The sequence below is a fragment of the Halosolutus gelatinilyticus genome, assembly GCF_023028105.1.
Lineage (GTDB): Archaea > Halobacteriota > Halobacteria > Halobacteriales > Natrialbaceae > Halosolutus > Halosolutus gelatinilyticus.
On record NZ_CP095491.1, the window covers coordinates 2,403,476 to 2,424,678 of the forward strand.

At 65.6% G+C, this 21,203-nt stretch carries 18 protein-coding genes and 2 pseudogenes; 7 read left to right on the top strand and 13 right to left on the bottom strand.

Translation table 11 applies throughout. The features are described from left to right. Positions 1-122 precede the first annotated feature (122 nt). Both MUH00_RS11880 and MUH00_RS11885 read left to right on the top strand, forming a co-directional pair. The gene (locus tag MUH00_RS11880) at positions 123-1,226 is read left to right on the top strand and encodes a sodium:calcium antiporter (RefSeq protein ID WP_246998790.1); all 1,104 of its coding nucleotides are present in this window, start codon (positions 123-125) and stop codon (positions 1,224-1,226) included. A 57-nt stretch (positions 1,227-1,283) separates the two neighbouring features. Further along, positions 1,284-2,435 carry a sodium:calcium antiporter gene (locus MUH00_RS11885; RefSeq protein WP_246998792.1) on the top strand — a complete coding sequence of 384 codons (1,152 nt, stop codon included), beginning with the start codon at positions 1,284-1,286 and terminating at the stop codon, positions 2,433-2,435. Positions 2,436-3,082: 647 nt separating this feature from the next. Here MUH00_RS11885 and MUH00_RS23210 read toward each other — a convergent pair. The 4 genes and pseudogenes from MUH00_RS23210 to MUH00_RS11900 all read right to left on the bottom strand — a co-directional run bounded on the left by MUH00_RS23210 (position 3,083) and on the right by MUH00_RS11900 (position 6,647). Further along, positions 3,083-3,370: a hypothetical protein gene (locus MUH00_RS23210; RefSeq protein ID WP_425603054.1), complete on the bottom strand. Its 288-nt coding sequence runs from the start codon at positions 3,368-3,370 to the stop codon at positions 3,083-3,085. 226 nt (positions 3,371-3,596) lie between these two features. Then, a pseudogene (locus tag MUH00_RS23215) lies at positions 3,597-3,992 on the bottom strand (twin-arginine translocation signal domain-containing protein); the annotation flags it as partial. Between the two features lie 36 nt (positions 3,993-4,028). Next, positions 4,029-5,738 carry a pyrroloquinoline quinone-dependent dehydrogenase gene (locus MUH00_RS11895; RefSeq protein ID WP_246998796.1) on the bottom strand — a complete coding sequence of 570 codons (1,710 nt, stop codon included), beginning with the start codon at positions 5,736-5,738 and terminating at the stop codon, positions 4,029-4,031. A gap of 6 nt (positions 5,739-5,744) precedes the next feature. Next, the gene (locus tag MUH00_RS11900) at positions 5,745-6,647 is read right to left on the bottom strand and encodes a hypothetical protein (protein ID WP_246998798.1); all 903 of its coding nucleotides are present in this window, start codon (positions 6,645-6,647) and stop codon (positions 5,745-5,747) included. Between the two features lie 270 nt (positions 6,648-6,917). On the opposite strand from MUH00_RS11900, the gene MUH00_RS11905 reads away from it, so the two are divergent. Next, a complete protein-coding gene (locus tag MUH00_RS11905; protein ID WP_246998800.1) occupies positions 6,918-8,219 on the top strand; it encodes an ABC transporter substrate-binding protein in 1,302 nt (433 codons plus the stop codon). A 58-nt stretch (positions 8,220-8,277) separates the two neighbouring features. On the opposite strand, the gene MUH00_RS11910 is transcribed toward MUH00_RS11905, so the two are convergent. The 4 genes and pseudogenes from MUH00_RS11910 to MUH00_RS11925 all read right to left on the bottom strand — a co-directional run. Continuing rightward, positions 8,278-9,060 (bottom strand): class I SAM-dependent methyltransferase, encoded by a 783-nt coding sequence (locus MUH00_RS11910; RefSeq protein WP_246998802.1) that lies wholly within the window; start codon positions 9,058-9,060, stop codon positions 8,278-8,280. A gap of 78 nt (positions 9,061-9,138) precedes the next feature. Continuing rightward, entirely contained in the window at positions 9,139-11,073 is a 1,935-nt protein-coding gene (locus tag MUH00_RS11915) for an aldehyde ferredoxin oxidoreductase family protein (RefSeq protein ID WP_246998804.1), read from the bottom strand. Positions 11,074-11,351: 278 nt separating this feature from the next. After that, entirely contained in the window at positions 11,352-11,546 is a 195-nt protein-coding gene (locus MUH00_RS11920; protein ID WP_246998806.1) for a DUF1328 family protein, read from the bottom strand. 108 nt (positions 11,547-11,654) lie between these two features. Continuing rightward, a pseudogene (locus MUH00_RS11925) lies at positions 11,655-12,035 on the bottom strand (bacterio-opsin activator domain-containing protein); the annotation flags it as partial. 143 nt (positions 12,036-12,178) lie between these two features. Between MUH00_RS11925 and MUH00_RS11930 the strand changes: the two are divergent. The 3 genes from MUH00_RS11930 to MUH00_RS11940 all read left to right on the top strand — a co-directional run bounded on the left by MUH00_RS11930 (position 12,179) and on the right by MUH00_RS11940 (position 16,890). Beyond that, entirely contained in the window at positions 12,179-12,370 is a 192-nt protein-coding gene (locus MUH00_RS11930) for an HVO_0649 family zinc finger protein (RefSeq protein ID WP_246998808.1), read from the top strand. 487 nt (positions 12,371-12,857) lie between these two features. Beyond that, positions 12,858-15,656 carry a G8 domain-containing protein gene (locus MUH00_RS11935; protein ID WP_246998810.1) on the top strand — a complete coding sequence of 933 codons (2,799 nt, stop codon included), beginning with the start codon at positions 12,858-12,860 and terminating at the stop codon, positions 15,654-15,656. 133 nt (positions 15,657-15,789) lie between these two features. Further along, complete coding sequence (locus tag MUH00_RS11940) at positions 15,790-16,890, top strand: archaeosine biosynthesis radical SAM protein RaSEA (RefSeq protein WP_246998812.1); 1,101 nt, start codon at positions 15,790-15,792, stop codon at positions 16,888-16,890. 127 nt (positions 16,891-17,017) lie between these two features. On the opposite strand, the gene MUH00_RS11945 is transcribed toward MUH00_RS11940, so the two are convergent. Next, positions 17,018-17,182 carry a hypothetical protein gene (locus MUH00_RS11945; RefSeq protein WP_246998814.1) on the bottom strand — a complete coding sequence of 55 codons (165 nt, stop codon included), beginning with the start codon at positions 17,180-17,182 and terminating at the stop codon, positions 17,018-17,020. A 505-nt stretch (positions 17,183-17,687) separates the two neighbouring features. Between MUH00_RS11945 and MUH00_RS11950 the strand changes: the two genes are divergently transcribed. After that, positions 17,688-17,858: a glycine zipper domain-containing protein gene (locus MUH00_RS11950; protein WP_246998816.1), complete on the top strand. Its 171-nt coding sequence runs from the start codon at positions 17,688-17,690 to the stop codon at positions 17,856-17,858. Positions 17,859-18,495: 637 nt separating this feature from the next. Here the strand turns inward: MUH00_RS11950 and MUH00_RS11955 are convergent. The 4 genes from MUH00_RS11955 to MUH00_RS11970 form a co-directional block, all read right to left on the bottom strand. Continuing rightward, positions 18,496-19,200, bottom strand: a complete 705-nt coding sequence (locus tag MUH00_RS11955) for an alpha/beta fold hydrolase (protein ID WP_246998818.1) — start codon at positions 19,198-19,200, stop codon at positions 18,496-18,498. Positions 19,201-19,586: 386 nt separating this feature from the next. After that, entirely contained in the window at positions 19,587-20,267 is a 681-nt protein-coding gene (gene purQ, locus MUH00_RS11960) for a phosphoribosylformylglycinamidine synthase I (RefSeq protein ID WP_246998819.1), read from the bottom strand. 59 nt (positions 20,268-20,326) lie between these two features. After that, complete coding sequence (gene purS, locus MUH00_RS11965) at positions 20,327-20,578, bottom strand: phosphoribosylformylglycinamidine synthase subunit PurS (RefSeq protein WP_246998820.1); 252 nt, start codon at positions 20,576-20,578, stop codon at positions 20,327-20,329. A gap of 269 nt (positions 20,579-20,847) precedes the next feature. Continuing rightward, positions 20,848-21,162, bottom strand: a complete 315-nt coding sequence (locus tag MUH00_RS11970; RefSeq protein WP_246998821.1) for a HalOD1 output domain-containing protein — start codon at positions 21,160-21,162, stop codon at positions 20,848-20,850. Between the last annotated feature and the right edge of the window lie 41 nt (positions 21,163-21,203).

Here is a 21,203-nt window from a genome sequence, read left to right on the forward strand (position 1 = left end):
CCGAAACGGATCTCGATTGCGCGCCGGTCGTCGCTCGCCGGGACGATCGCGTGTATAGTTTTCCACCGGAATTCTCTATCTGACATGATAGTTATATGGTGGCATTCAACATGGTATGGCCCATGATCGAGGACCTCGTCGAGGGTGCTATCGAGGGACAGGGGACGTGGCTCGCGTACGCCGTTCTCGTCGGCGGTGCGATCGTGCTCACCTACAGCGTCGAGAAACTAATCAGTTATCTTACCAGAACGGCGATCGGTCTCGGCGTCTCGATCTTCGCGCTCGCGCTCGTCCTGACGGGGTTCGAGTTCGACGACACCGCCGTCGCGCTGGTGTTCGGGGCGGGCGGACTCGAAGGGGTCGCGCTCGGGACCGCGCTCGGGACCGCACTCGCGATCACCGGCATCCCCCTGGCCGTCGCGGCGATCGTCCGGCCGTTTCCCGTCGACGTTCCGCGCGATTATCTGCTGCTGTTCGTGCTCTCCCCGTTCGTCCTCGTCCCCTTCGTCCTCGCTGGGACGCTCACCGCCGTCCACGGTGCCCTCCTCGTCGGAATGTTCTTCGTTCTCCTCGGCTACATCGTCGTCCGGGAGGTCCAGCGTGACGTCCCCGTGTTCCGGGATTCGGAGATCGCGGAGCGGATCGAGGCCGACGGGGGCGTCCCGCTCGAACGCCTGAGCCTCGCGGACGTCGATCGCGCCACGGTCCTCGAGGAGATCCCCGAGGATCGATTCGCCACGGAGTTCCGGTACGAGGGATTCTTCTGGCTCGGCCTGTCGCTGCTCGCGCTCGTCGGCGTCGTCCTGGGATCGACGCTGCTCGAGGTCGGGTCGGAGGTGATCGTCGAGTCCTGGGGGATCGAGGAGACGGTCTTCGGGGCGACCGTGCTCACGCTGTTTCTGACGTTCGAGAACCTCCTGTTGACGATCGAACCCGTTCGAAGGGGGGTGCCGGAGATCGGCATCGGGCACGTCATCGGGAGCGTCATCTTCTCGGTGACGGCCAACGTGGGCGTGATCGCGTTCGTCGCCGACGTGACGATCCCGCGGGCCGTTCTCGCCTTCCACCTCCCCGCGGTGATCGTCCTGACCGCCGTCGCCGCGTACGCCATCTCCACCGGCCGCGTTCGACGCCGACACGGCTACGTCCTCGCCGGCCTGTACGTCGCCTATTGGCTTCTCGCGCTCCTCGTCTTCGGCGGCGTCCCGATTCCGGGTCCGCTCTGATTGCGGACCGCGAACCGCGCCCGGAACTAAGTGCGCAGCCGTGGTGGCAGCGCTCGTATGGCGCTCCCGGCTCCGGAACTCGTCGGCCTCGCCGTCCTGTTCCTGGCAGGCGTCTTGCTGGTGATCTGGTGCGTCGAGATCTTCATCGAGGCGGTCGCCCAGAGCGCCGTCTCGCTCGGCATCTCGGGGTTCTTTCTCGCCGTGATTCTCGCCGGCGTCGATCTCGAGAACGCGATTCTGGGCGTCACGGCGGCGTTCGTCGACCTTCCGGACCTCGCGCTCGGGACGGTGTTCGGCGAGTCGCTGTTCGTCCTCGCCGTCGCGGTCGGCATCGCGGGTCTGTTCGTCCCGTTTCGGATGGACATCCCCCGGATCTACCTGCTCCTGCTCGTCCTCGTACCGCTGCCCGCGTTCGCGCTCGCCCTCGACGGGACGCTCGACTGGACCGACGGCGCGATCCTCACGGTCCTGTTCGTCCCCCTGCTCGCCGGCATCTTCTGGCGCGAGCGCCGATCGGAGACGACGTACCTCCTCTCCGGCGAGGTCGAGGAGGCCGTCGACCTCGACGCGGCGTCGACCGACGAATCCGAGGGGCCGATCGAGAACGGCGGGGCGACTCCGGCGATCGATCCGAGCGAATGCGCCGGGTCTGGCGATGATGAAATTCCGGGGTCGACCGCTACGGACGATGCTCGGAACGCCGACGACCGCCCGCTAGCGGATCTCGATCTGGACCTCGACGAGTTCGTCCCGGAACTCGAGGATCGAAGCGGGTACTTCTGTCTCGCCGTCGCGATGCTCGCGATCGTCGGGATGACGATCGGCTCGGGGATCACGGTGGTGAGCGCCGAAGGAATCTTCGTCGCGCTCGGCGTCTCGGGGCTCGCGTTCGGCGCGACGGTCCTTTCGTTCATCGCCTCGATCGAAGAGCTGGCGCTCACCGTCGAACCGGTCCGACAGGACCGACCCCACCTCGCCGTCGGCAACGTCGTCGGCAGCACGGCGTTCTACGTGACCGCGAACGTAGGGATCATCGCCCTGCTCAGCCCGATCGATACCGCCGGCGCGGTGATGACGGTCCACTGGCCGTTTCTCGCCGCCTGCCTACTCGTCGTCGGCGTCATGCTCGCCCGCGGTCGCGTCACGCGGTTCGGCGGGGCGATCCTCCTCGCGCTGTACGCAGGGTACTGGGTGGTCAACTACGTCTAGGTATCGCGCTGAAGAAATCCGGGGCGCCGGACCGTTCGGCGACGGTGGAGGAGGTTAGCCGTCCTCGGTTTCGTTGCCCTCCTGGGCCGTCTCGTTTCCATCCTGATCCGTTTCGTTGCCGGCCGTCTCGTCGGCGGTATCCGGCATTCCGAGGTCGGTGTTATTCGCCTCGCCGTCGGCGTCGTCTCCCTCGCCGGCATCGTCCCCCCCGTCGTCGGCCGCCTCACTGATGGTGACCTCGCCGACCGCATTGAGCTGCGACTGGTCGAGATAGACACCCATGTTCTCGTTGGCGACGAACTCGACGGTCTGGGTCTCGTCCGCCTCGCTCGTGAAGTTCGATCGGACGTACGTGTTCCACTCGTTGGTATCGCCGTCGCTGGCGATCACGAAGTTGTGCCCGGGGAGCGGCTCGAAGTACCGGTTCTCTTCCTCGGGCTGGTGTCGACCGATCGTGTTCTCCCACTCGACCGCGTAGCTCTCGCCCGCTTGGAGTTCGAGCGTCGGGTTCTCCTCGTCGGCGATGGCGTCTGGTTCCACGCCGATCCACTGTCCCTCTTCGAGGCTGAGCGAGAAGGTTTCGGTCGGCTCGCCCGGTTCGATCGCCGGCAGCGTGACGGTGAGTTCCTCGTCGCTGCCGTCGATCGTCACCTCCTCCCGGACGCGCTCGTGGCCGTACGTCCAGACTTCGACGGTGTAGTCGCCGTTCTCGAGCATGTCGAAGCGGGCGACGGCTGGTGGCTCCTCAGCCGCTGCCCCCTGGTCCTGTGCGCCGCCGCCGGCCGTTTCGTTTCCGCCGCCAGCTGTCTCGTTCCCGCCGCCAGCTGTCTCGTTCCCGCCGCCAGCTGTCTCGTTCCCGCCGCCAGCTGTCTCGTTCCCGCCGGCCGTTTCGTTCCCGCCGGCCGTTTCGTTCCCGCCGGCCGTTTCATTTCCATCGCCGCCGGGTTCCAATTCGCCGGTACCCCCTTCCGTCGGATCGGGTCGGGCGGCGATGTCGGAGAACGCGTGCGTGTCGTCGACGAACACCTCCGCTCCGAGGGGATTGCCCTCCTCGTCCTCGACCCGCACCCGGAGTTCGTGGACGTCCCCCGGATCGATCAGTTCTATCGGTCCGCGCATCTGGACCGGATGGGGCATGCAGTAGTATTGGGCTTCGTCCCCCTCCGGCGTGTACGTGAACGAGAGTGATTCACCCTGTTCGTTTATGAAGTCCGACGCTTCGATGGCCTCTCCCTCTTGGTTCGCGACGGTGAAGTTGTGATTCGCCCCGTCGCCGTTCGTCCAGATGATCTCGTTCTCGACGCCTTCGACCAGGCGAAGCGTCGGGTTCGAGACCCCGTCGATCTCCGCCGGGGCGACGCCGACCCAGCCGCCGACGATGCCGAGCAGCGAGATCGTTCGACCCTCGACGTTGTTTTGGGCCGCCGGGAGGTCGAAATCGATTACGTCGCGATAGGCGCCCGCGGTGCCGGTCGCCGCCGTTCCGGCGACAGCGGCCGTCCCCTTCAGCACGCCGCGGCGCGAGACGTCTTCACGTGAGCGTTGTTCGTTCGTCATTGGTGTATCGTGTGTGGTAAGGTGGTGCGTTGGTTGTCAGGCATCCATCGAGAACACGGCGAGCGTGTCGCCGCGGGTTCCCTGGCGGAGCCAGCCGCTGCCGCCGACCTGAACGGCGACGTACTGCTTCTCCTCGCCGGAGTCGTACCAGCTCATCGGCGAGGCGCTGATCGGCACGTCGAAGTCATACTCCCAGAGACGGGCGCCGTTCTCGCCGTTGTAGGCGACGAGGTTGCCGTTCTGGGTGCCGTTGAAGACGAGCCCCGTGGCGGTCGACATCGAGCCGCCCCACATGTAGAACTCGTCCTCGCTCCGGATCCAGTCGGTCCAGATCCGCTCGCCCGTCGACGGATCGACCGCGGCGAAGGCGGTGATGTTTCCGTTCCACTCGTCGGGCATCTCCGAGGCCGGATCGTCGAGTCCGCCGCCCCAGTAGGGGTTCCCTTCGCTGTACTCCTCGTAGCGCCAGTAGAGATCCTGCGGGAAGTTCTGGTGGACGACGTTCACATACCCCGTCTCGGGGTTGTACGACGGCGGCTGCCAGTCGTTGCCGCCCGGTGCGCCCGGGACGAACGGGAGCCGCTCGTCCTCGCTGATGTGGGGGATCATCTCCCACATATTGATGTGCTGGCAGATCTCCTCGCTGCGCTCGTGGAGCTGTCCCGACTCGGCGTCCATCATGTACACCCAGCCGGTCTTGTCCGAGCCCACGACCATATTCATGGAGCCGTTCTCCGTTTCCACGTCGCGCAGCAACACCCGCGGCGCGACCGCGTCGTAGTCCCAGACGTCCTGCGGGCTGCTCTGGAAGCCCCACAGGTGCTCGCCGCTCTCCATGTCCAGTGCGATCGTCCCGCAGGTCGGGAAGTTCGGACCCGGTCGCACGGTCCCGTCGAAGTCCGGTCCGGGGTTGGCAACCGCCGTGTAGAGGACGCCCTCCTCCTCGTCGATCGTCGGGGTCATCCAGGTCGTCCCGCAGCCGTGCTCGCGGCTCTCGCCGATCCACTCGTTCTCCGGGAGCATGTCGGTCTGCCACTGGATGTCGCCGCTCTCCGCGTCGATCGCGGCCTCGAATCCCAGGACGCCGTACTCGCCGCCAGCGCTGCCGGTGTAGATCGTCCCGTCGTGGATCACGGGCGCCCACGTCGCGGAGTATCCGACCTCGTGGTCCGCGGTGCTGGTGTACCACTCCTCCTCGCCGGTGTACCGGTTCAGCGCGACGACGCCCGAGTCGAGCGTCGTCATGTACACCTTGTCGCCCCAGACGGCTGCGCCGCGGTTGTTGTCGTCGCAGCAGAGTTCGACCCCGATCGGGACCGCGTAGGTGTAGCTCCACAGCACCTCTCCTTCGCGGGGATCGATCGCCTTCATGTGGTTGGGCCCGTTGGTCTGGTACATCACCGGCGGATCGCCCGGGACCACGATCGGCGTCCCCTCCATGCTCGACCCCGTGCCGACGGACATCTCGTACTCGAGTTCGAGGTCGGAGACGTTGTCGGGCGTGATGGTGTCGGCCGGCGTCGCCCGGTGCTGTTCGTAGTTCCCGCCGTACATCAACCAGGACTCGGGATCGTCCCCCGTGTTGCTCAGCATCTCCTGGTCGACGTCGCCCTCAGGAATGCGATCGGTGTCGTGCTGTTCCGTCACGGAGTTCTCCGGGCCCCCTTCCAGCGTGTAGCCGTCGTCGGTCTGTACCAGTTCGATGTCTCGTGCGGCCTGGACGGCCCTGTCGTTGCGAAGTGCCATGTCTGATCACCTCAACTCGCTCGGTGCGCGCATGTCGTCCGTGATGTAGAAGACGTCGTGCAGGAGGTCCTCCTGGGCGACGATCTGTACCGCCGTGCCCGCCGTGAGCGCGGCGGTCAACTGCTCGTCGGTGAACGCCTCGTCCGTCGCGAGGTCGTGGACGGCCGTCGCCGAGGCGAACAGCCCGCCCAGCATCGCCTTCACGTAGCGGATAGCGTCGTCGAGGATCTCGTCCGTGATCAACACCTCGTACTGCCAGAGGTGCCTGTCGAGCCCCTGGATCCACAGCAGCGTACCGCCCATCGCGCGCCGATGGAGCGGCGGGACGTTCGACGTGTCGAACTCCACGCCCTCGGGGATCTGGTTCGACGGCACCCACCGCGCGAGACGCTCGGTGTTGTTCGCGACGGCGCTCAGCAGGGCCAGCTTCTCCGACTCGTCGAAGCCGACGTCGTCGAGCGCGGACGACAGCGGCTCCGCGAGGACCAGTTCTCGCGCCGTGCTCTCGATGTGCTCCGCGGTGAACCGGGGAAGGTTCTCGTCGAGGCTCTCGAAGAGCCCGACCTCGAGCAGGTGGTCGTACAGGTGCCAGCCCGGCTCCGCGACCTCGGTATACGGCCCCTCCGGTCCGTCAGGGATGCCCGCATCGCGAACGTCCGGTAGGCGATCGATCTCTGTCCGGAGATCCGCCAGCACCTCCCCGAGCAACACCGGATCGAGCCGCTCCCCGAGATCGGTTCGGATCGCCTCGCCTCTCGAGCCGAACGTCGACTCGGCCTGCGGTTCGACCTGCCCCGCGAGCAGGTCCCACGTTACCTCCCCGTCCTTCGGCGCGTCGACGCCGAGCGTCGTCGCGAGAGTACGGCGGTCCGCGATCGTCGTGTCGGTTATCGTAGACGATTGGTTCATGCTACCACTACACATATGACGGCACTACCAGTTTTGTTAATACTTATCAATGGTATCCGGATTCACATATAATGTCTAAACAACCATGTCAACAACAGAAATGAACGTCTACGCGAACACTATCTTTCGTAGGGGAACGTGAATTCTCGAGGTGCCGGCCCGGTTCGCTTCGCAGCGCGGCCGATGCCGTCGTCCATTCGGATTCGACGCCGTCTCCCGCCGTAGTGATACCATTATATTCGGCGGCGGTGACCGGCCACACGACACGCGATGCGTCCGCGTTCGTTCTGGGTACTCGACGACGCAGACGAGGCGGTCATCGACAGGGTCGCGGCCGGCCTCGGCCGAACTCCGGCGCGGGTTCTCGCGTACCTCATCCTGCGAACCGAGCGGGTCGACGATCCCGCGACGAGTGTGCACCTCCAGGTCGGCACGCGGCTCAACCGGACGGCGATCGCCGAGGCCACGACGCGCCTCGCGGACCGCGACCTGGCGGCTCGATCGGCCCTTCGGAAGGGCGATCCCGGCCGGCCGCAGACGGCCTGGCGACCGATCGCCGATCGGGAGCCGACGATCGCCCGAACCTACGAAACGCACGCGGAGGCGTTGCTCGATCGCGCATGCAACTGTCACGGGATTTCGGAGACGGGATCCGTGGCATCCGAGTCGGAACCGTTCGATGCCGCAGCGGATCTTTCGATCGCACTCAACTGGCGCCCGAACGCCCTCCACGCGCCGATCCACGCCGCCATCGAGACGGACTGGTACGACGAGTTCGGCGTCGGCGTCGACCTCGATCACTGCGACGGGTCCCGACGCGCGCTGGATCGCGTCGCGTCCGGCGCTGCGGAGCTCGCCGTCGCCGGAGCCGCGACGGTCGTCCGCGCACGCGAAGCGGGCGAACCGATCATCCCGATCGCGCTATGCTACCAGCGGGCGATGACCGTGCTCTACACCGTCAGGGACGTGTTCGGGGAGCCCCTCGGGAGCGTCGACCAGCTCGAGGGACGGCGCGTCGGAATGCCGCCGGCGACCGAGACGCGGCTGCTCGGGCGATTGTTCCTCTCGCAGACCGCGTTCGCGGACGAGATCGACATCGTCGACACGAACGGCGAAGAGCGGGACCACCTCCGCCGGCGGGTCGCGGACGTCGTGACCGGCTCGTTCGCGGACCCGCTCGAACTCGAACGGGACGGGCTGACGGTCGACGTCCTCCGGCTGGCCGATCACTTTCCGTTCTACGGTCCGACGATCGTCGTTCGCGAGGCGACGCTCGCCGATCGACCGGCCCGGATTCGGGACTTTCTGGCGGGGACGACCGCTGGCTGGGCCGAGGCGCGCTGCGACCCTCGACCGGCGGCCGAACGAATCGCCGCGAGAAGCGGCGACTCGCCGGTGATGATCGAGCGGACGTTCGAGCGAGCGGCGACGCGGTTCGGCGAGAGCGACGCCGTCCGCGAACGCGGCTGGGGCTGGCAACGGGCGGAGATGTGGGAGCGGTTGCGGACGGCGCTCGACCAGGCCGACCTCCTCCGCGATTCGGCGTCGTCGAACTCGAACGCGGGGGTCTAATCCCCTCTGGATCCGATCGACTCGCGGCGGTCGACCCGAAGTCGATCGAGCGGACCGATCACCGATCGCGATCGTCCGAGCCGGACGGCGACGCGACGAGAACCAGGTACGATCCGTCGCGACCGTCGCGATCGATGCTGTCGAGCGTCTCGATTCGGAAGCCCGTCACCGAAACTCGCTCCGGCCAGTAGACGCCCGGATCCCGGGAAACGCCGTCGGGAACGAGCGGGAGTTCGAGGACGCCGATCGTCCCATCGGGACGACAGACGCGGCGCAACTCGCGGAGCGTCCGATCGACGTCCGAGGCGTCGAGGTCGTGCAGCACTCGACAGACGGTGACGACGTCGATCGAGTCGTCCGCGACGGGGAGTCGCGCCGCGTCGCCGACGATCGGCGTCGCCGTGAGTCCCGCCCTGGCCCCGTTCCGTCGGGCGAGCGCCGGCCCGTTGCCGAGGATGATCCGATCGTCGAAGACGTCGAGGCCGAGCACCTCGCTCCCCGGGCGGACGTGCGGCGCGAGACCGACGAGCGATCGGCCGGTCCCGCAGCCGACGTCGAGGACTCGGTCCGCGTCCGAAAGCGGGAGCCGCGCCGCGAGCGCGTCGTATTTCCCGCGCTCGATCGCCCACGGCGGCGGCGACAGCGCTTGGTGTGCGACGCGGAGAGCGCGGGCGATCGCTCCAGCGGCGATCAGTATCGTGACGACACGGTGGCTACGGCGATCCGTTCGTCGCCGGATCGCGCCCGTGAGGATCGCAGCGGCGATCGCGGCGCCGATCGGTGCCAGCCGACGTCGCCAGTGGTAGAGGCCGAAATTGTACCGGAACGGGTGCATCGCCATGACGGTTCAACGCGTGCCCAGATCGATCGTCGTCTCGAAAAATGAACCGCTCGGCGGAGCGATATCCGCGTTGGTCGATCAGTCGTCCGACGGAGCTGGCGCGCCGCCCGTGCTGCTGACGCCGGTACCGGGACCGACGTCGATCTCGAGATCGTCGAGTTTCTCGTCGGGGACGACGCCGTCGACCCAGCCGCGGTAGTCGTAGTACTCGTCTTTCATCTCCTCGAGTTCGCAGTACTCGCCCTCGCTCGCGCCCTGACCGGGGATGCCGTCCTCGAGGAACCGGGCCGGCAGCGAGTCGTCGGCGCCGTCGAAGCCGACGAGATTGTTGTAGTACCGCTCTAAGTTGTAGACTCGCTCGCCGGCCTCCATCAGTTCGTCCTCGTCGACGTCCATGCCGGTCATGCCGTTGTACTGGAGGACGTACTCCTCGATGCCTTCCGCGAACGCGTTGAACTTGCAGATGTCGAACGAGTCGCTGATTGCGTGGAGGTTCTGGAACTCCGCGGTGAGTTCGCCCTTGCCCTCCCACTCGTAGGGATCGACCTTCTCGGGAATGCCGAGGATCTCCGCGGCGGGCGTGTAGGCCCGCAGGTGGCAGGCGCCGCGGTTCGAGGTGGCGTAGGCGATCCCCATCCCCTTCATGCAGCGGGGGTCGTAGGCGGGGATCGTCTGGCCCTTGACCGCGAGCGAGTTGTCGGCGGCGCCTTTCTTCTCGGCCACGCGGCTCGCACCCTCGGCGAGCAGGTCCGCGAGGTCGTCCTCGCGGTGGGCGATCCGCTCGATCAGGTCGATCATCGTCTCGGAGTCGCCCCACTCGAGGTCGTCGCCGACGTCCTCGAGTTTGCCCTCCTCGGTCATCTCCATCGCCATCGCCATCATATTGCCCGTCTCGATCGTGTCCAGCCCCATGTCGTTACAGCGGTCGATCATGAGGGCGATGTCGTCGCGCTCGGTGTGCCCGGAGTTGGGGCCGAGGGCGAACGCCGACTCGTACTCGTAGGACTCCATGCGGACGTTCATCTCCTCGCCCTTGTGCATCGCCTGCACCTCGACTTCCTTCTTGCAGGCGACCGGACAGGAGTGACACGTCGGCTCGTCGACGAGGATGTTCTCGCGAACGTTCTCGCCCGAGATCTTTTCCGAGTCGAACCCCTCCTCGGCCCAGCCGTCGTCGACGGCGTCCCGCGTCGAGGTGTACGTCGCGTTCTTCGTCGGGAGGCCGGACATCTCCTCGGTGATGTTCATCAGGACGTTCGTCCCGTACATCGAGAGGCCGCCCTCGTTGGGCGCGGTGACCTCCGACTCCTGGATGGCCTGCATCGCCTGCTGGTGGCCCTCCATGAACGTTTCCTTGTCCGCGGGTTTGGGCATCTTCGTGTTCGACTTGACGACGATCGCCTTGAGGTTCTTCGACCCCATCACGCAGCCCGTCCCGCCGCGACCCGAGGCGCGATCGTCCTCGTTCATGATGCAGGCGTAGCGCACCTGGTTCTCGCCGCCCGGACCGATGCCCATGATCGAGAGGTTCTTGCCGTAGGACCCTTCGACCTCCTCTTCGAGCGTGTCGCGGGTCTCGTGGAACCCGTTGCCCCAGAGGTGGGAGGCGTCGCGGAGTTCGACGTCACCGTCCTCGACGACGGCGTAGACCGGTTCGTCTGCCTGGCCCTCGAACAGCAGGCCGTCGAGGCCGGCCCACTTCAGCCGAGCGCCGGACCAGCCGCCGTGGTGACTGTCGGTGACGGTGCCGGTCAGCGGCGATTTAGTGCAGACGGCGATCCGGCCGCTCATGGTCACTTGCGTCCCCGACAGCGGCCCGTTCATGAACGCCAGCAGGTTCTCCGGACCGAGCGGATCGACGTCCGGCCCCTGGTCGAAGACGTACTTTACCCCCAGGCCGCGCGCACCGATGTACTTCTTCGCGTCCTCGTCGTCGATCGACTCGTACGCGACGTTCCCGTCCGAGAGGTCGATGCGAGCGACCCTGTCCTGGAAACCGCCGAGTTCAGTCATGGTAAACGTTCACTCGTTATCTACGGCGCGGAGGCTGTTAGTCGTTCGCAACCACACGTAACGGAAACCGGTTACGCCGTTCGGTCGGACGGTCGCCGCGGACGCCGCTCGTCCCCTCGATCGCCACCCGGTTCGGGTCTGTTATCTAAACGGCAATTTCTGCGGAACCGAAATCACAAGTGTTCGCGTTCGATCGACGCGGTGGCGACGACAGTGAACGACCGTCTCCGCAGCCACCGATCGCGACCGAGTACCGTAGCCGAGAGCGACCGGGTCGGCTACAGCAACAGGGCGACGATCGCCAGAATGATGAAGATCAACACGAAGATCCGTGCGATCTCCATGGAGATGCCGGCGACGCCGCGCGCGCCGACGGCCGCCGCGACGATCGCGAGAATGAAGAAGATTACCGCCCAATACAGAAATTCGCCGCCACCGATCTGCATCGGAGTCGCCATTGCGAGTTCGAACATGGCCGTGTTGGCCACGCGCCGTCACATAAACGGCGGCGACCGTCCTGATCGTTAGGACCCGGCTACGGCGGAGTAAGGTGCGTTCAACGGTTCGAACGCGGGCCGCGATCAGTCGCCGCCGAAAAACGACCGACAGAGCTTCACCTCGGCGGCTCGCAGGTGTTCGTGGAACGTCGGCCGCGAGACGCCCACCGACTGCGCGAGTTCCTCCCCGGTCGTCGGCCGAGGCCACGCGAAGTAGTCGCCGAGGTAGGCGCGCTGTAACGCGTCGAACTGGCGGTCTGCGAGGTCGTCTTCGAGTCGCGTCGCGAACTCCTGGTGGGTTTCGTCGCCGCGGTCGCGCTGCCGGAACGAGATCACGTCGGTTCCGTCGCACCGCTCCTCGACGGCTTCGACGATCGATCGAACGTCGGCCGAGCGAGGGATCTCGAGCGTGAGCCGGGCCCGGCCGTTCTCGCTTTCGATCGCGCGAATTCGGACGCTACGTTCGGGCCGGGTCCGCCGCCCGCGTCAACAGTCCCCGTGTCCCTACACAGGAAGGCGAGCGTAAGAATCGTTGCGCCGGTCGAGACGGTTCGCGGGCGCGGCACCTACCCTAGAATGTTATTATCTGTCGTGGTGCACGATACCGTATGTCTGCTTTCCGATCCCCATTCGAGCGGCTCCGAGCGAAGTTCGACGAGTCGAACGATCGCTGCGGCGAGTGTGGCGCCGTCTGCGACGAGGGAGGCTGGCGCGTTACCGCCGCGGGAAGCCGCGTCCGGTACCAGTTCGTCTGCCCAACCTGTCACGCCGTCGAAATCAAAGAACTGCGCCTCGAGTGAGCGCTCCCGAGACGGCCGCTGCCGGTAGGCCGTTCGACCCGCGAGAACCGTCGGGATCGGCTCCACCACGCAGACGTGAGTCGAATCGCGGAATCATTCTGACCGCCCGCCGCGGCGCTCGTCGCACGACTCCGACGAGCGACTGGATACCGGCCGGGTGACTCGATCGCGGCGGGCGACGCCCCTCGAGCGCCGAGCGGGGCTGCCGGCGGGATCGTCCGGCCCGAATTCCGCGCACCCGACGACCACACCGCGTCGTGCGATTCGCTCACGGGGCAAAAATAACAACTATTAAGTAGCTAATTTTAAGTACAAACATAATAAATATCTCGAAGGTCCTTGTGGGACGGTAGCGGAAGTCGGAAGGTCGTCGCTTCGATCGACGGTTGGACCCACGAGGCACCCGGGTATCGAGACGAGCCCGTCCGACTCCGTCGAACGGAGATCGAGGGCTCCGGAACGACTCGACCGATCGACCATCCGATACATGCCAGAAGACACGACAAACGCGAATCAGCGGACGAACCATCAGGAGAACAGGGCGACGAACGGACAGGAGAATCGGACGACGAACCGTCAGGCAGCCGAATCGGACGGCGCGGAGCGGGCGCTCTCCCGTCGAAATTACTGCAAGGTGCTCGGCGCCGGAGCCACGGCGGCGATAGTCGGGGCGACCCCCGGGACGGCCGATTCTCACGATCACGGTCACGACGCAGTGCTGGATCTCGTTCCGACGTCCGAGGCCACCCACACCGCGACGGCCGACGGATCGTGGCGCGACGCCGCCGTCTGGGCGGGCGGCTCGTCGCCGGGCAACGGCGCTCGCGTGCGCGTCGACTCCGGCGTGACGGTCACGCTCGACCACGAGGACGCCGCGCGGCTCGAGTGGATCCGCGTCGACGGTACGCTCGCGTTCGCGACCGACGTCGACACGCGGCTTCAGGTCGACACGCTCGTCACCGCGCCGGGGAGCAGCCTCGAGATCGGCACGGCATCGTCGCCGGTCCGATCGGACGCGACCGCCGAAATCGAGTTCGTCGACCGCGGCCCGATCGACGAATCGTGGGACCCCACACGCCTGAGCCGCGGCCTGTTGGCCGCGGGCGAGGTCGAACTCGTCGGCGCGGAGAAGACGCCCCACACGACGCTCGCGTCCCACCCGTCGCCCGGCGACGGGACGCTCGAACTCGAGTCGACGCCGACGAACTGGCGGGCGGGCGACGCGCTGGTCGTGCCCGGCGTCTCCCACCGGGAGAACCAGGACGAGGAGGTGACGATCGCGAGCGTGAGCGGCGGCACCGTCCACCTTCAGGAATCGCTCGAGTACGATCACAGCCCGCCCGCGGCGGATCTCGACTCGTACGCGTTGAACCTCGATCGGAACGTTCGGCTCCGCTCCGAGAGCACGGACGTCGACCGGCGCGGGCACGTCATGGCCATGTCGACCGGAACCGCGTTCGAGTACGTCGGCTTCTACGAACTGGGACGGACCGACAAGCGCATCCCGCTCTCGGATCCGCTCTACAAGGAGTCGGAGATCAGAAACGACGGGGTGTTCGACCTGGCGGAAAACGACAATCGCAAGGCGCGGTACCCGCTTCACTTCCACCGGACGGGCGCCCGCCGGGACCTCGAGCCCCACGAGGTGACCGGCTGCGTGGTCGCCCCGCACACGGACGCGGCCGGGTGGAAGGGCAGTCCGGGCTGGGGGTTCACCAACCACGGCTCGTACGCGAACGTTCGAGACTGCGTCAGCTACAGGGTCTTCGGAACGCACTTCATGACGGAGACCGGCGTCGAAATCGGCGTCTTCCGGAACAACTTCGCGCTGCGATCGGCGGGGAGCGGCGAGGACCCTGACTGGCGGGAGTTCATCGCCTGGGCCGACCACGCGAACCGGCCGCTCATCGACGACTACGGTCACGGCGGCCACGGCTTCTGGCTGCACGGCCCCCTCGTCTCCGTCGAGGATAACGTCGCCGCCGGCCACCGCAACTTCGCCTACGCCTACTGGACCCGCGCACTCGGCGACTACGTTCCCGACGAGGTGTCCGACCCGGCCGTCCCGCCGTCGGAACTCGACCGACCGGTGGAGGAGGCGGACGTCGGTCGGCACAGGGGGAAGATTCCCAACGTCCCCGCCGAATACGGGGACGACAAGCCGTCCGAGACGCACAACGTTGCCCCCGGCTCGCCGGGTCCGAACGTCGCGGCGTTCGCTCACACGACGCACGACGCCGGCGCCGCCACTTTCGTGGACGCGGGGAGCATCCCGATCCGGAACGTCGACAACGTGGCGTTCGCCTCGGGCGCCGGCATGGACGTCATGAACCACCTGCGCGGGGTCGAGGGGCCTTCGGACACCGTCCACGGGAACGACGACTACTACGGCCTGGTGAAGAACTTCACGGCGTACGCCATTGGCGGCCGCGACGGCGAGTCCGACCTTCCGGCGTTCGAGATGCGCCACGGCGACGACGTCAACTTCGAGTTCCCCCGAGGCGTCAACATCGGCATCTCCATGCGGTACGCGAATCACCTCAAAATCGAGAACGCCCGCCTGATCGGCACCGGCGAGGGCGCCGGCATCGTCCACAACATGCGGGCGCGAGGGCTGTGCGTCGAGGACGCGACGATCGAGAACTGGAACGACGGCATCGGCGCACTGACCGACGGAATCGCGGAGATCCGGAACCCGACGTTCGAGGACGTAACGAACGCGGAGATCAACATCCGCGGCGAGCAGATCCTCGCGGGCGAACCGACCACTCACCTGCGGGACGTCGCCCTCGACGACGAGATCTACCTCGACGCCACGGACGACGTCCACACCGACTGGGAGTGGGAGATCACCCTCGACGGCGGCGACGTCTACTACGATGCGGTCGCGCCCGGCCACGCCGAGGACGACCCGCGGCTCGTCGGCGGAAAGATCGTCGGCGGCAGTGATGACGGAGACGACGGCAACGATGGCGACGACGGCAACGACGGCGGTGACTCGACGTACTCGGGCTCGGCGGGCGACGGCTGGTCGGCGACCGCGACCGACGAGGGTGATTCGAGCACGTGGCGGTTCGAACCGAACAACGCGGCCGACTGGGCGGATATCCAGTTCGCCGAGCCAGGAACGAACTCCTGGGTCGGCTACCGCATGGATCCCGCGGGCAGCATCCACGAACACGTTCGCGACGCGTCAGGCGATGGCTCGTCGATCGACGTCCGGTTCGTTTGGGACGACGGCGCCGGCGGGCAGTACGTCTCGGCGCGGGTGACCCACTCGTACTGATCGCCGGCGTTCCGGTCCGCGGGTCCGCCCCGAGACAGTCCCGCGGCTCGGCCGATCGTACCGATTCGACCGGACGATCCGGATACACGACGGAGACGAAGCCGCTTTACGCGTCCGAGCGCTTGTCCCGCTAATGAGCAAACCCACGCCCGAGGTCTACGAGCAGGGCAAGGGCATGGACGCCCACAACCAGGTGATGCGGGAGATCCGCTCGCGAAAGGAGGCGAGCTACGATCCCCACGAGCCCACCCGCGTCTGGCTCGACGAGGACAACACGCCGACCGGCGTCAAGCGGAGCCTGACGATCATCCTCAACACCGGGGGCTGTCGCTGGGCCCGCGCCGGCGGCTGTACGATGTGCGGTTACGTCGCCGAGAGCGTCGACGGCGGCAGCGTGAGCCACGAGGCCCTGATGGACCAGATCGACGTCTGTCTCGAGCACGAAGAAGCGAACGTCGACGAATCCGCCGACCTCATCAAAATCTACACCTCCGGGTCCTTCTTGGACGAGCGCGAGGTCGGCGCCCGTACTCGAAAGGCGATCGCCGACACTTTCGCCGATCGCGAGCGCATGGTCGTCGAGTCCCTCCCCGACTTCGTCGATCGCGAGAAGATCGCCGACTTCACGCGACACGGCATCGACACGGACGTCGCGATCGGCCTGGAGACGGCGACCGATCGGGTCCGCCACGACTGCGTGAACAAGTACTTCGACTTCGCGGACTTCGAGGACGCCTGCGCGGAGGCCGCCGCCGCGAACGAGGACGCCGGCACGGACGTCGAGGCGGGGATCAAGGCGTACCTCCTGATGAAGCCGCCCTTCCTCACCGAGTCCGAAGCCGTCGCGGATATGATCTCTTCGATCGAGCGCTGCGCCGACGTCGAGGGCTGTCACACCGTCTCGATGAACCCCTGCAACGTCCAGCGCTACACCATGGTCGACGAACTCTACTTCAACGACGGCTACCGCCCGCCGTGGCTCTGGTCGGTCGCCCACGTGCTGGAGGAGACCGCGGACGTCGACGCGATCGTCGTCTCCGATCCCGTCGGCCACGGCTCCGATCGCGGTCCGCACAACTGCACGGAGTGTGACGACCTCGTCCAGAAGGCGATCAAGGACTTCGACCTCCGGCAGGATCCCTCGGTCTTCGAGCAGGTGTCCTGCGAGTGCGAGCGGACGTGGGAGGTCGTGATGGAACGCGAGCGGAGCTTCAACCAGCCGCTGACGCGGTAGGGCTGATCGCAGCCCTCCGGCACGAGTGATCGATCGACCGTTAGTTCCGGTCGACGGATTCGGGTGCCCGCCGACGCTGCTGCCCCGGCCGCGCGAGCGTCGACGAGTCATCCCCGCGATCGGCGACTTACTCTCGACCGGCGCCGTCGAATATCTCGGGCGAGACGGAACAGCCGCAGGGGCTGGCGATCGCAGCCATCGGGCCGAAGACCGTGACCGCCAGTACCGTCCCGCCGCACTCCGAACACGGCGGGTACGGGGACGATTTGTCGTCCCCGTGCTCAGCGCTCATCGTCGCCTCCAGTAGGTACGCGGGTGATCGAGAGCGATCGTACTCGTGTGTAGCGATACGTCGATCGTGCGGGACGTTTATATCCCGGTAGAATGAACGCAATCATGGCTTCAAACCCCGGTGAGGGTTTGGAAGCCACGTCTCGGGTGGTTCCAGCACCCGGGGCATTTCATTCATGCCCGCCGTTGTGGCTTCCGTTCTAATTGCTGATGTGCCGTTACTTATAACTACTGCAAATTTGACGGAACGAGCGAAACCTCCTGCTGAACGCGTCGGTGTGGAACCGAGCTCACGGGATGTCACTGTTCGGTCCGGGGCGTAGCGATCGGACCGATTCGCCGGGAAACAGCCCGGTGTCGATCGGACCGACGGCCGCGAACCGATTCAGGAAGGAAAACGAGAAGTCGATTTCGTTTGGTTCTGAACTGAATTGACCGCTCAGTACGGGAGACCCATGTGTCATTTAATCCACGTGCTTATCTCCTCATACCCCGAAGGAGATTCCATGTCTGAAGAGGGAAGCGACCAGATGGATTCAACCAAAATGGGCGCAGGAATCGCGGTCGGGCTTCCATTAGGGGTCGCTTTGGGGGTTACGATGGGCAATATCGCGATGGGGATCGCTATCGGCATATGCATCGGTGTCGCTTTCGGTGCAGGGTGGGATCGATTGTAAGGAGACACCGAGCCAGCACTATCGTGATGCTACGTTAGGTTCATGTGCGAACTGAACAGCCGGATCCGTGGGGCGTCAACTGCGTACCTCAGCTCTCGTATACAGTATCCAAAGTACGACCGGCCCGATCACCGGGGCGAGAACAGAGAGCAGAAACATACCACCAGTCCAGGAATACGGATGGTCACTCTGCGTACTCGATTCCCGATAGATGCCGATCGTTGGAACCCCCACTAGCAGTATCCCCACCACAACAACCAGTACCAGTCCCTCGGTCGCAGGTACACTGTCGCTGAGAAGGACACCCACTTCGGAGAGTATTGGCACCATTATGCTAAGTCTAGTATCCTGTCTGTAATAAAGTCCCAGCATATCTAGTAAGCGGATTCCTCTACTGACCGTTCACTGTCCCTCGCCGATCGCCTCTCATCAGGTTACGTACGCAGACCTACTGATCGGTAGATTCGCTGGATTCGGCGTGAAGCAAACGAAGTCGCCGTGTTGAACGCATTCCCTGCATTTGGCACATCACCCAGCGGCTCGTCAGTTCTGATCTGGGCTGCTGAATAGACCGCGCTTATCGATCGGGCGGATCGTCTTGTGAGTAGCCAGAGCGTCACTCGACTCTCACCGATCGCTAATCGGAAACGGTTTCTTCGAGGAATGCGAGCAGAATCCGATTGAATACGTCTGGATTATCTTGATTGGCGTTGTGTCCTGCATCCGGGATCACCTCGTAGCGACAGTTCGGTTCCCGGTCGGCCCAGCCCGGGGCCGCCTTTGAGATGATCCCAGTTTCGTCGTACTCACCATGAGTTAAGAGGAACGGCTGTTGAATGCGATAACCCGGCTCTTCGTGGAGACAGGTGGCAACTGCTTTCCAGACGGTGACGAACTCCTGCTTCGTCATTTGACCGGCTGCGTCGGCAGCGTATTGTTGTACGTCTGGGGTTACCGCTGTATTCTCCGCGATGAGCGTTCGGAGATGGCCGGCCGGCCAGACTTTGAAGAGGTACGGTGACAGTTTGAGGCCGAGTCGTTCGAGCCGAGACGGGAGTGTCGTGATGTCCGTTGTGCCGATCACGACCACGGCATCGACACGCGCCGGGTGGCGGAAGACGACCTCTTGGGAGACGTAGCCACCGAACGACTGCCCGATCAGGATGGCCGTTTCGTGGCCGAGATGGTCGATGAGGGCGAGTAGGTCGTCAGCTACCGTCGAGACGGTAAATTCGTCACCGATGGGTTTCGACTGTCCGTGGCCGCGGACGTCCCACGTGACTACCCGGTACCCTTCGTCAACCAGCGGTGCGATTTGCGGATCGAACATCCGGTGGTCCATTGCTGCCCCGTGCGTACAGGCGACAAGCGGTCCATCGTCCGGCCCCGTAACCCAATAGTGAATCTCTGAACCCGAACGCCGCAGTCGCTCGCTCTCGATCGGAGGGGTACCGTGTCGACCACTCATGGTAGCGTTATGGTTACGCTCTGGTGATAAGTGGTCCCCGGCAGAATCACCGCGCTTGGGATGGTAATCGGACGGCGACTGTGTCCTCAGTCACTCACCGTCGCGCCGTCGATCCTCGATCGGACCGAATCAGCGTCGGCCTGCGGCACTTCGAGTCGGACGACCGTCCCGCGGGGCTCGTTATTTCAGGCGTCGAGTTGTGGCCCGGTAGGTATCGGAGGGGATCTATAGCGGGAAACGATAATTGCGGCGGGCAGGCATCAGGGCGACTCGAAGCCGCGAAGCACGCCCCGTCCGTCGGTCGGCCCGACGTCGGGAAGGGTCGCTCGCTCCGGGTGTGGCATCAACACCGCGACCGAGTCGGTCTCTCCGAGGACGCCGGCGACGTTGTGCTTCGAGCCGTTCGGGTTGACGTCGGCGCCGACGTCGCCGTTCTCGTCGCAGTACCGAAAGAGGATTCGATCGTCGGCCTCGAGCTCCGCGAGTCGATCCTCGTCGATCTCGTAGCGCCCCTCGCCGTGGGCGATCGGGATTTCGATGACCTCGCCCTCGTCGTACGCTTCGGTCCAGGGCGTGTCGTCGCGTTCGACGCGGAGGTAGACGCGTTCGCACTGGAAGCGGGCGCTCTGATTCGTCGTGAACGCGCCCTCGGTCAGGTCCGACTCGCAGCCGACCTGGGCGCCGTTGCAGACGCCGAGCACGGGCGTTCCTTCGGCCGCGGCCTCGCGGACCTCGGCCATGATGGGCGATCGCGCCGCCATCGCGCCGGCGCGGAGGTAGTCGCCGTAGGAGAATCCTCCGGGGAGCACGATCCCCGTCGTCTCCGCCGGAAGCCCGTCCTCGTGCCAGACGATCTCGGCGTCGATGCCGAGGTGCTCGAGCGCGCGCTCGGCGTCGCGGTCGCAGTTCGAGCCGCCGAATCGGACGATCGAAACCGTCACGGTCGCCACCCCCTGGCGTTGTGATCGACGGCTTCGATCGGCGTAATCGAGACGATCATCTACCGTTCGTCGACCTCCACGTCGTAGTCGTGGATGGTCGGGTTCGCGAGGAGTCGTTCCGCCATCTCGCTCGCGCGGTCGCGGGCGTCCGCGGTCGACGCGGCGTCGAGGTCGACCTCGAACCGATCGGCCGATCGAAGGCCCTCGAGTTCGAACCCGAGACGCTTGAGCGCCTGCTTCGTGGTTTCGGCCTCGGGGTCCAGAACCCCGCGTTTGAGTCGAACCGTCACCGTCGCGGTGTACGCGGTCATTACTGGAACCCCCGTATCCGTGCTCAAAAACGCTTTCGACTTCGATACCTAATACACGTTCGTGGATACCAGATCGAGGACGCATCCTCGATCGAGGATCGACGCGGGTCGAAAACAAGGTCGGTGGGGTGCCCGACAACGGGGACGTCTCGAAGCCGTACCTCGGCGGCTGCGGGGCCAATACCTCGGCGGCAAGGGTCGTCAGCTCGGTCGGGTTCCCGTCTCTCTCGTCGCGCCGGGCCGATCCGTTCGGTCCGGCCGACAGCCGCTCAGTCCGACCGGGTGACGACGACGGCGCCCGTCGCGTGCACCGTAATCGAGTACGCGTCTAGCTGGAACGACAACTGCCCGCCGTTTCGTCGCGAGGTGCCGTTCGTGGGTTCGAAAATCGTCTCGAGGCTGTCCGGGTCGATCCGATCGTAGAGTCGATCGACGTCGGCGGGATCCGTCTCCGAGAGTCCCGCGATGGTCGAGACGATCGTCGCGGACAGCGACTCATCGCCGTCCCAGTCGTGGGAGACGATCGCCGTCTCCGTCTCGGGGTCGATTCCGGTACCGCCGTACTCCGTTTGTGTGGCTGTCATGGTGGTCACCGTTCAAGGACCGTCACGTAGTGTGACAGAAA

Bases quoted from the DNA above. Each gene is read 5' to 3' on its own strand.
- MUH00_RS11955 (WP_246998818.1), bottom strand. From the start codon at position 19,200: ATGGACCACCGGATGTTCGATCCGCAAATCGCACCGCTGGTTGACGAA.
- MUH00_RS11915 (WP_246998804.1), bottom strand. From the start codon at position 11,073: ATGACTGAACTCGGCGGTTTCCAGGACAGGGTCGCTCGCATCGACCTC.
- MUH00_RS11895 (WP_246998796.1), bottom strand. From the start codon at position 5,738: ATGGCACTTCGCAACGACAGGGCCGTCCAGGCCGCACGAGACATCGAA.
- MUH00_RS11930 (WP_246998808.1), top strand. From the start codon at position 12,179: ATGTCTGCTTTCCGATCCCCATTCGAGCGGCTCCGAGCGAAGTTCGAC.
- MUH00_RS11970 (WP_246998821.1), bottom strand. From the start codon at position 21,162: ATGACAGCCACACAAACGGAGTACGGCGGTACCGGAATCGACCCCGAG.
- MUH00_RS11910 (WP_246998802.1), bottom strand. From the start codon at position 9,060: ATGGCGATGCACCCGTTCCGGTACAATTTCGGCCTCTACCACTGGCGA.
- MUH00_RS11900 (WP_246998798.1), bottom strand. From the start codon at position 6,647: ATGAACCAATCGTCTACGATAACCGACACGACGATCGCGGACCGCCGT.
- MUH00_RS11920 (WP_246998806.1), bottom strand. From the start codon at position 11,546: ATGTTCGAACTCGCAATGGCGACTCCGATGCAGATCGGTGGCGGCGAA.
- purS (WP_246998820.1), bottom strand. From the start codon at position 20,578: ATGACCGCGTACACCGCGACGGTGACGGTTCGACTCAAACGCGGGGTT.
- MUH00_RS11905 (WP_246998800.1), top strand. From the start codon at position 6,918: ATGCGTCCGCGTTCGTTCTGGGTACTCGACGACGCAGACGAGGCGGTC.
- MUH00_RS23210 (WP_425603054.1), bottom strand. From the start codon at position 3,370: ATGGAAATGAAACGGCCGGCGGGAACGAAACGGCCGGCGGGAACGAAA.
- MUH00_RS11940 (WP_246998812.1), top strand. From the start codon at position 15,790: ATGAGCAAACCCACGCCCGAGGTCTACGAGCAGGGCAAGGGCATGGAC.
- MUH00_RS11945 (WP_246998814.1), bottom strand. From the start codon at position 17,182: ATGAGCGCTGAGCACGGGGACGACAAATCGTCCCCGTACCCGCCGTGT.
- MUH00_RS11880 (WP_246998790.1), top strand. From the start codon at position 123: ATGATCGAGGACCTCGTCGAGGGTGCTATCGAGGGACAGGGGACGTGG.
- MUH00_RS11885 (WP_246998792.1), top strand. From the start codon at position 1,284: ATGGCGCTCCCGGCTCCGGAACTCGTCGGCCTCGCCGTCCTGTTCCTG.
- MUH00_RS11950 (WP_246998816.1), top strand. From the start codon at position 17,688: ATGTCTGAAGAGGGAAGCGACCAGATGGATTCAACCAAAATGGGCGCA.
- MUH00_RS11935 (WP_246998810.1), top strand. From the start codon at position 12,858: ATGCCAGAAGACACGACAAACGCGAATCAGCGGACGAACCATCAGGAG.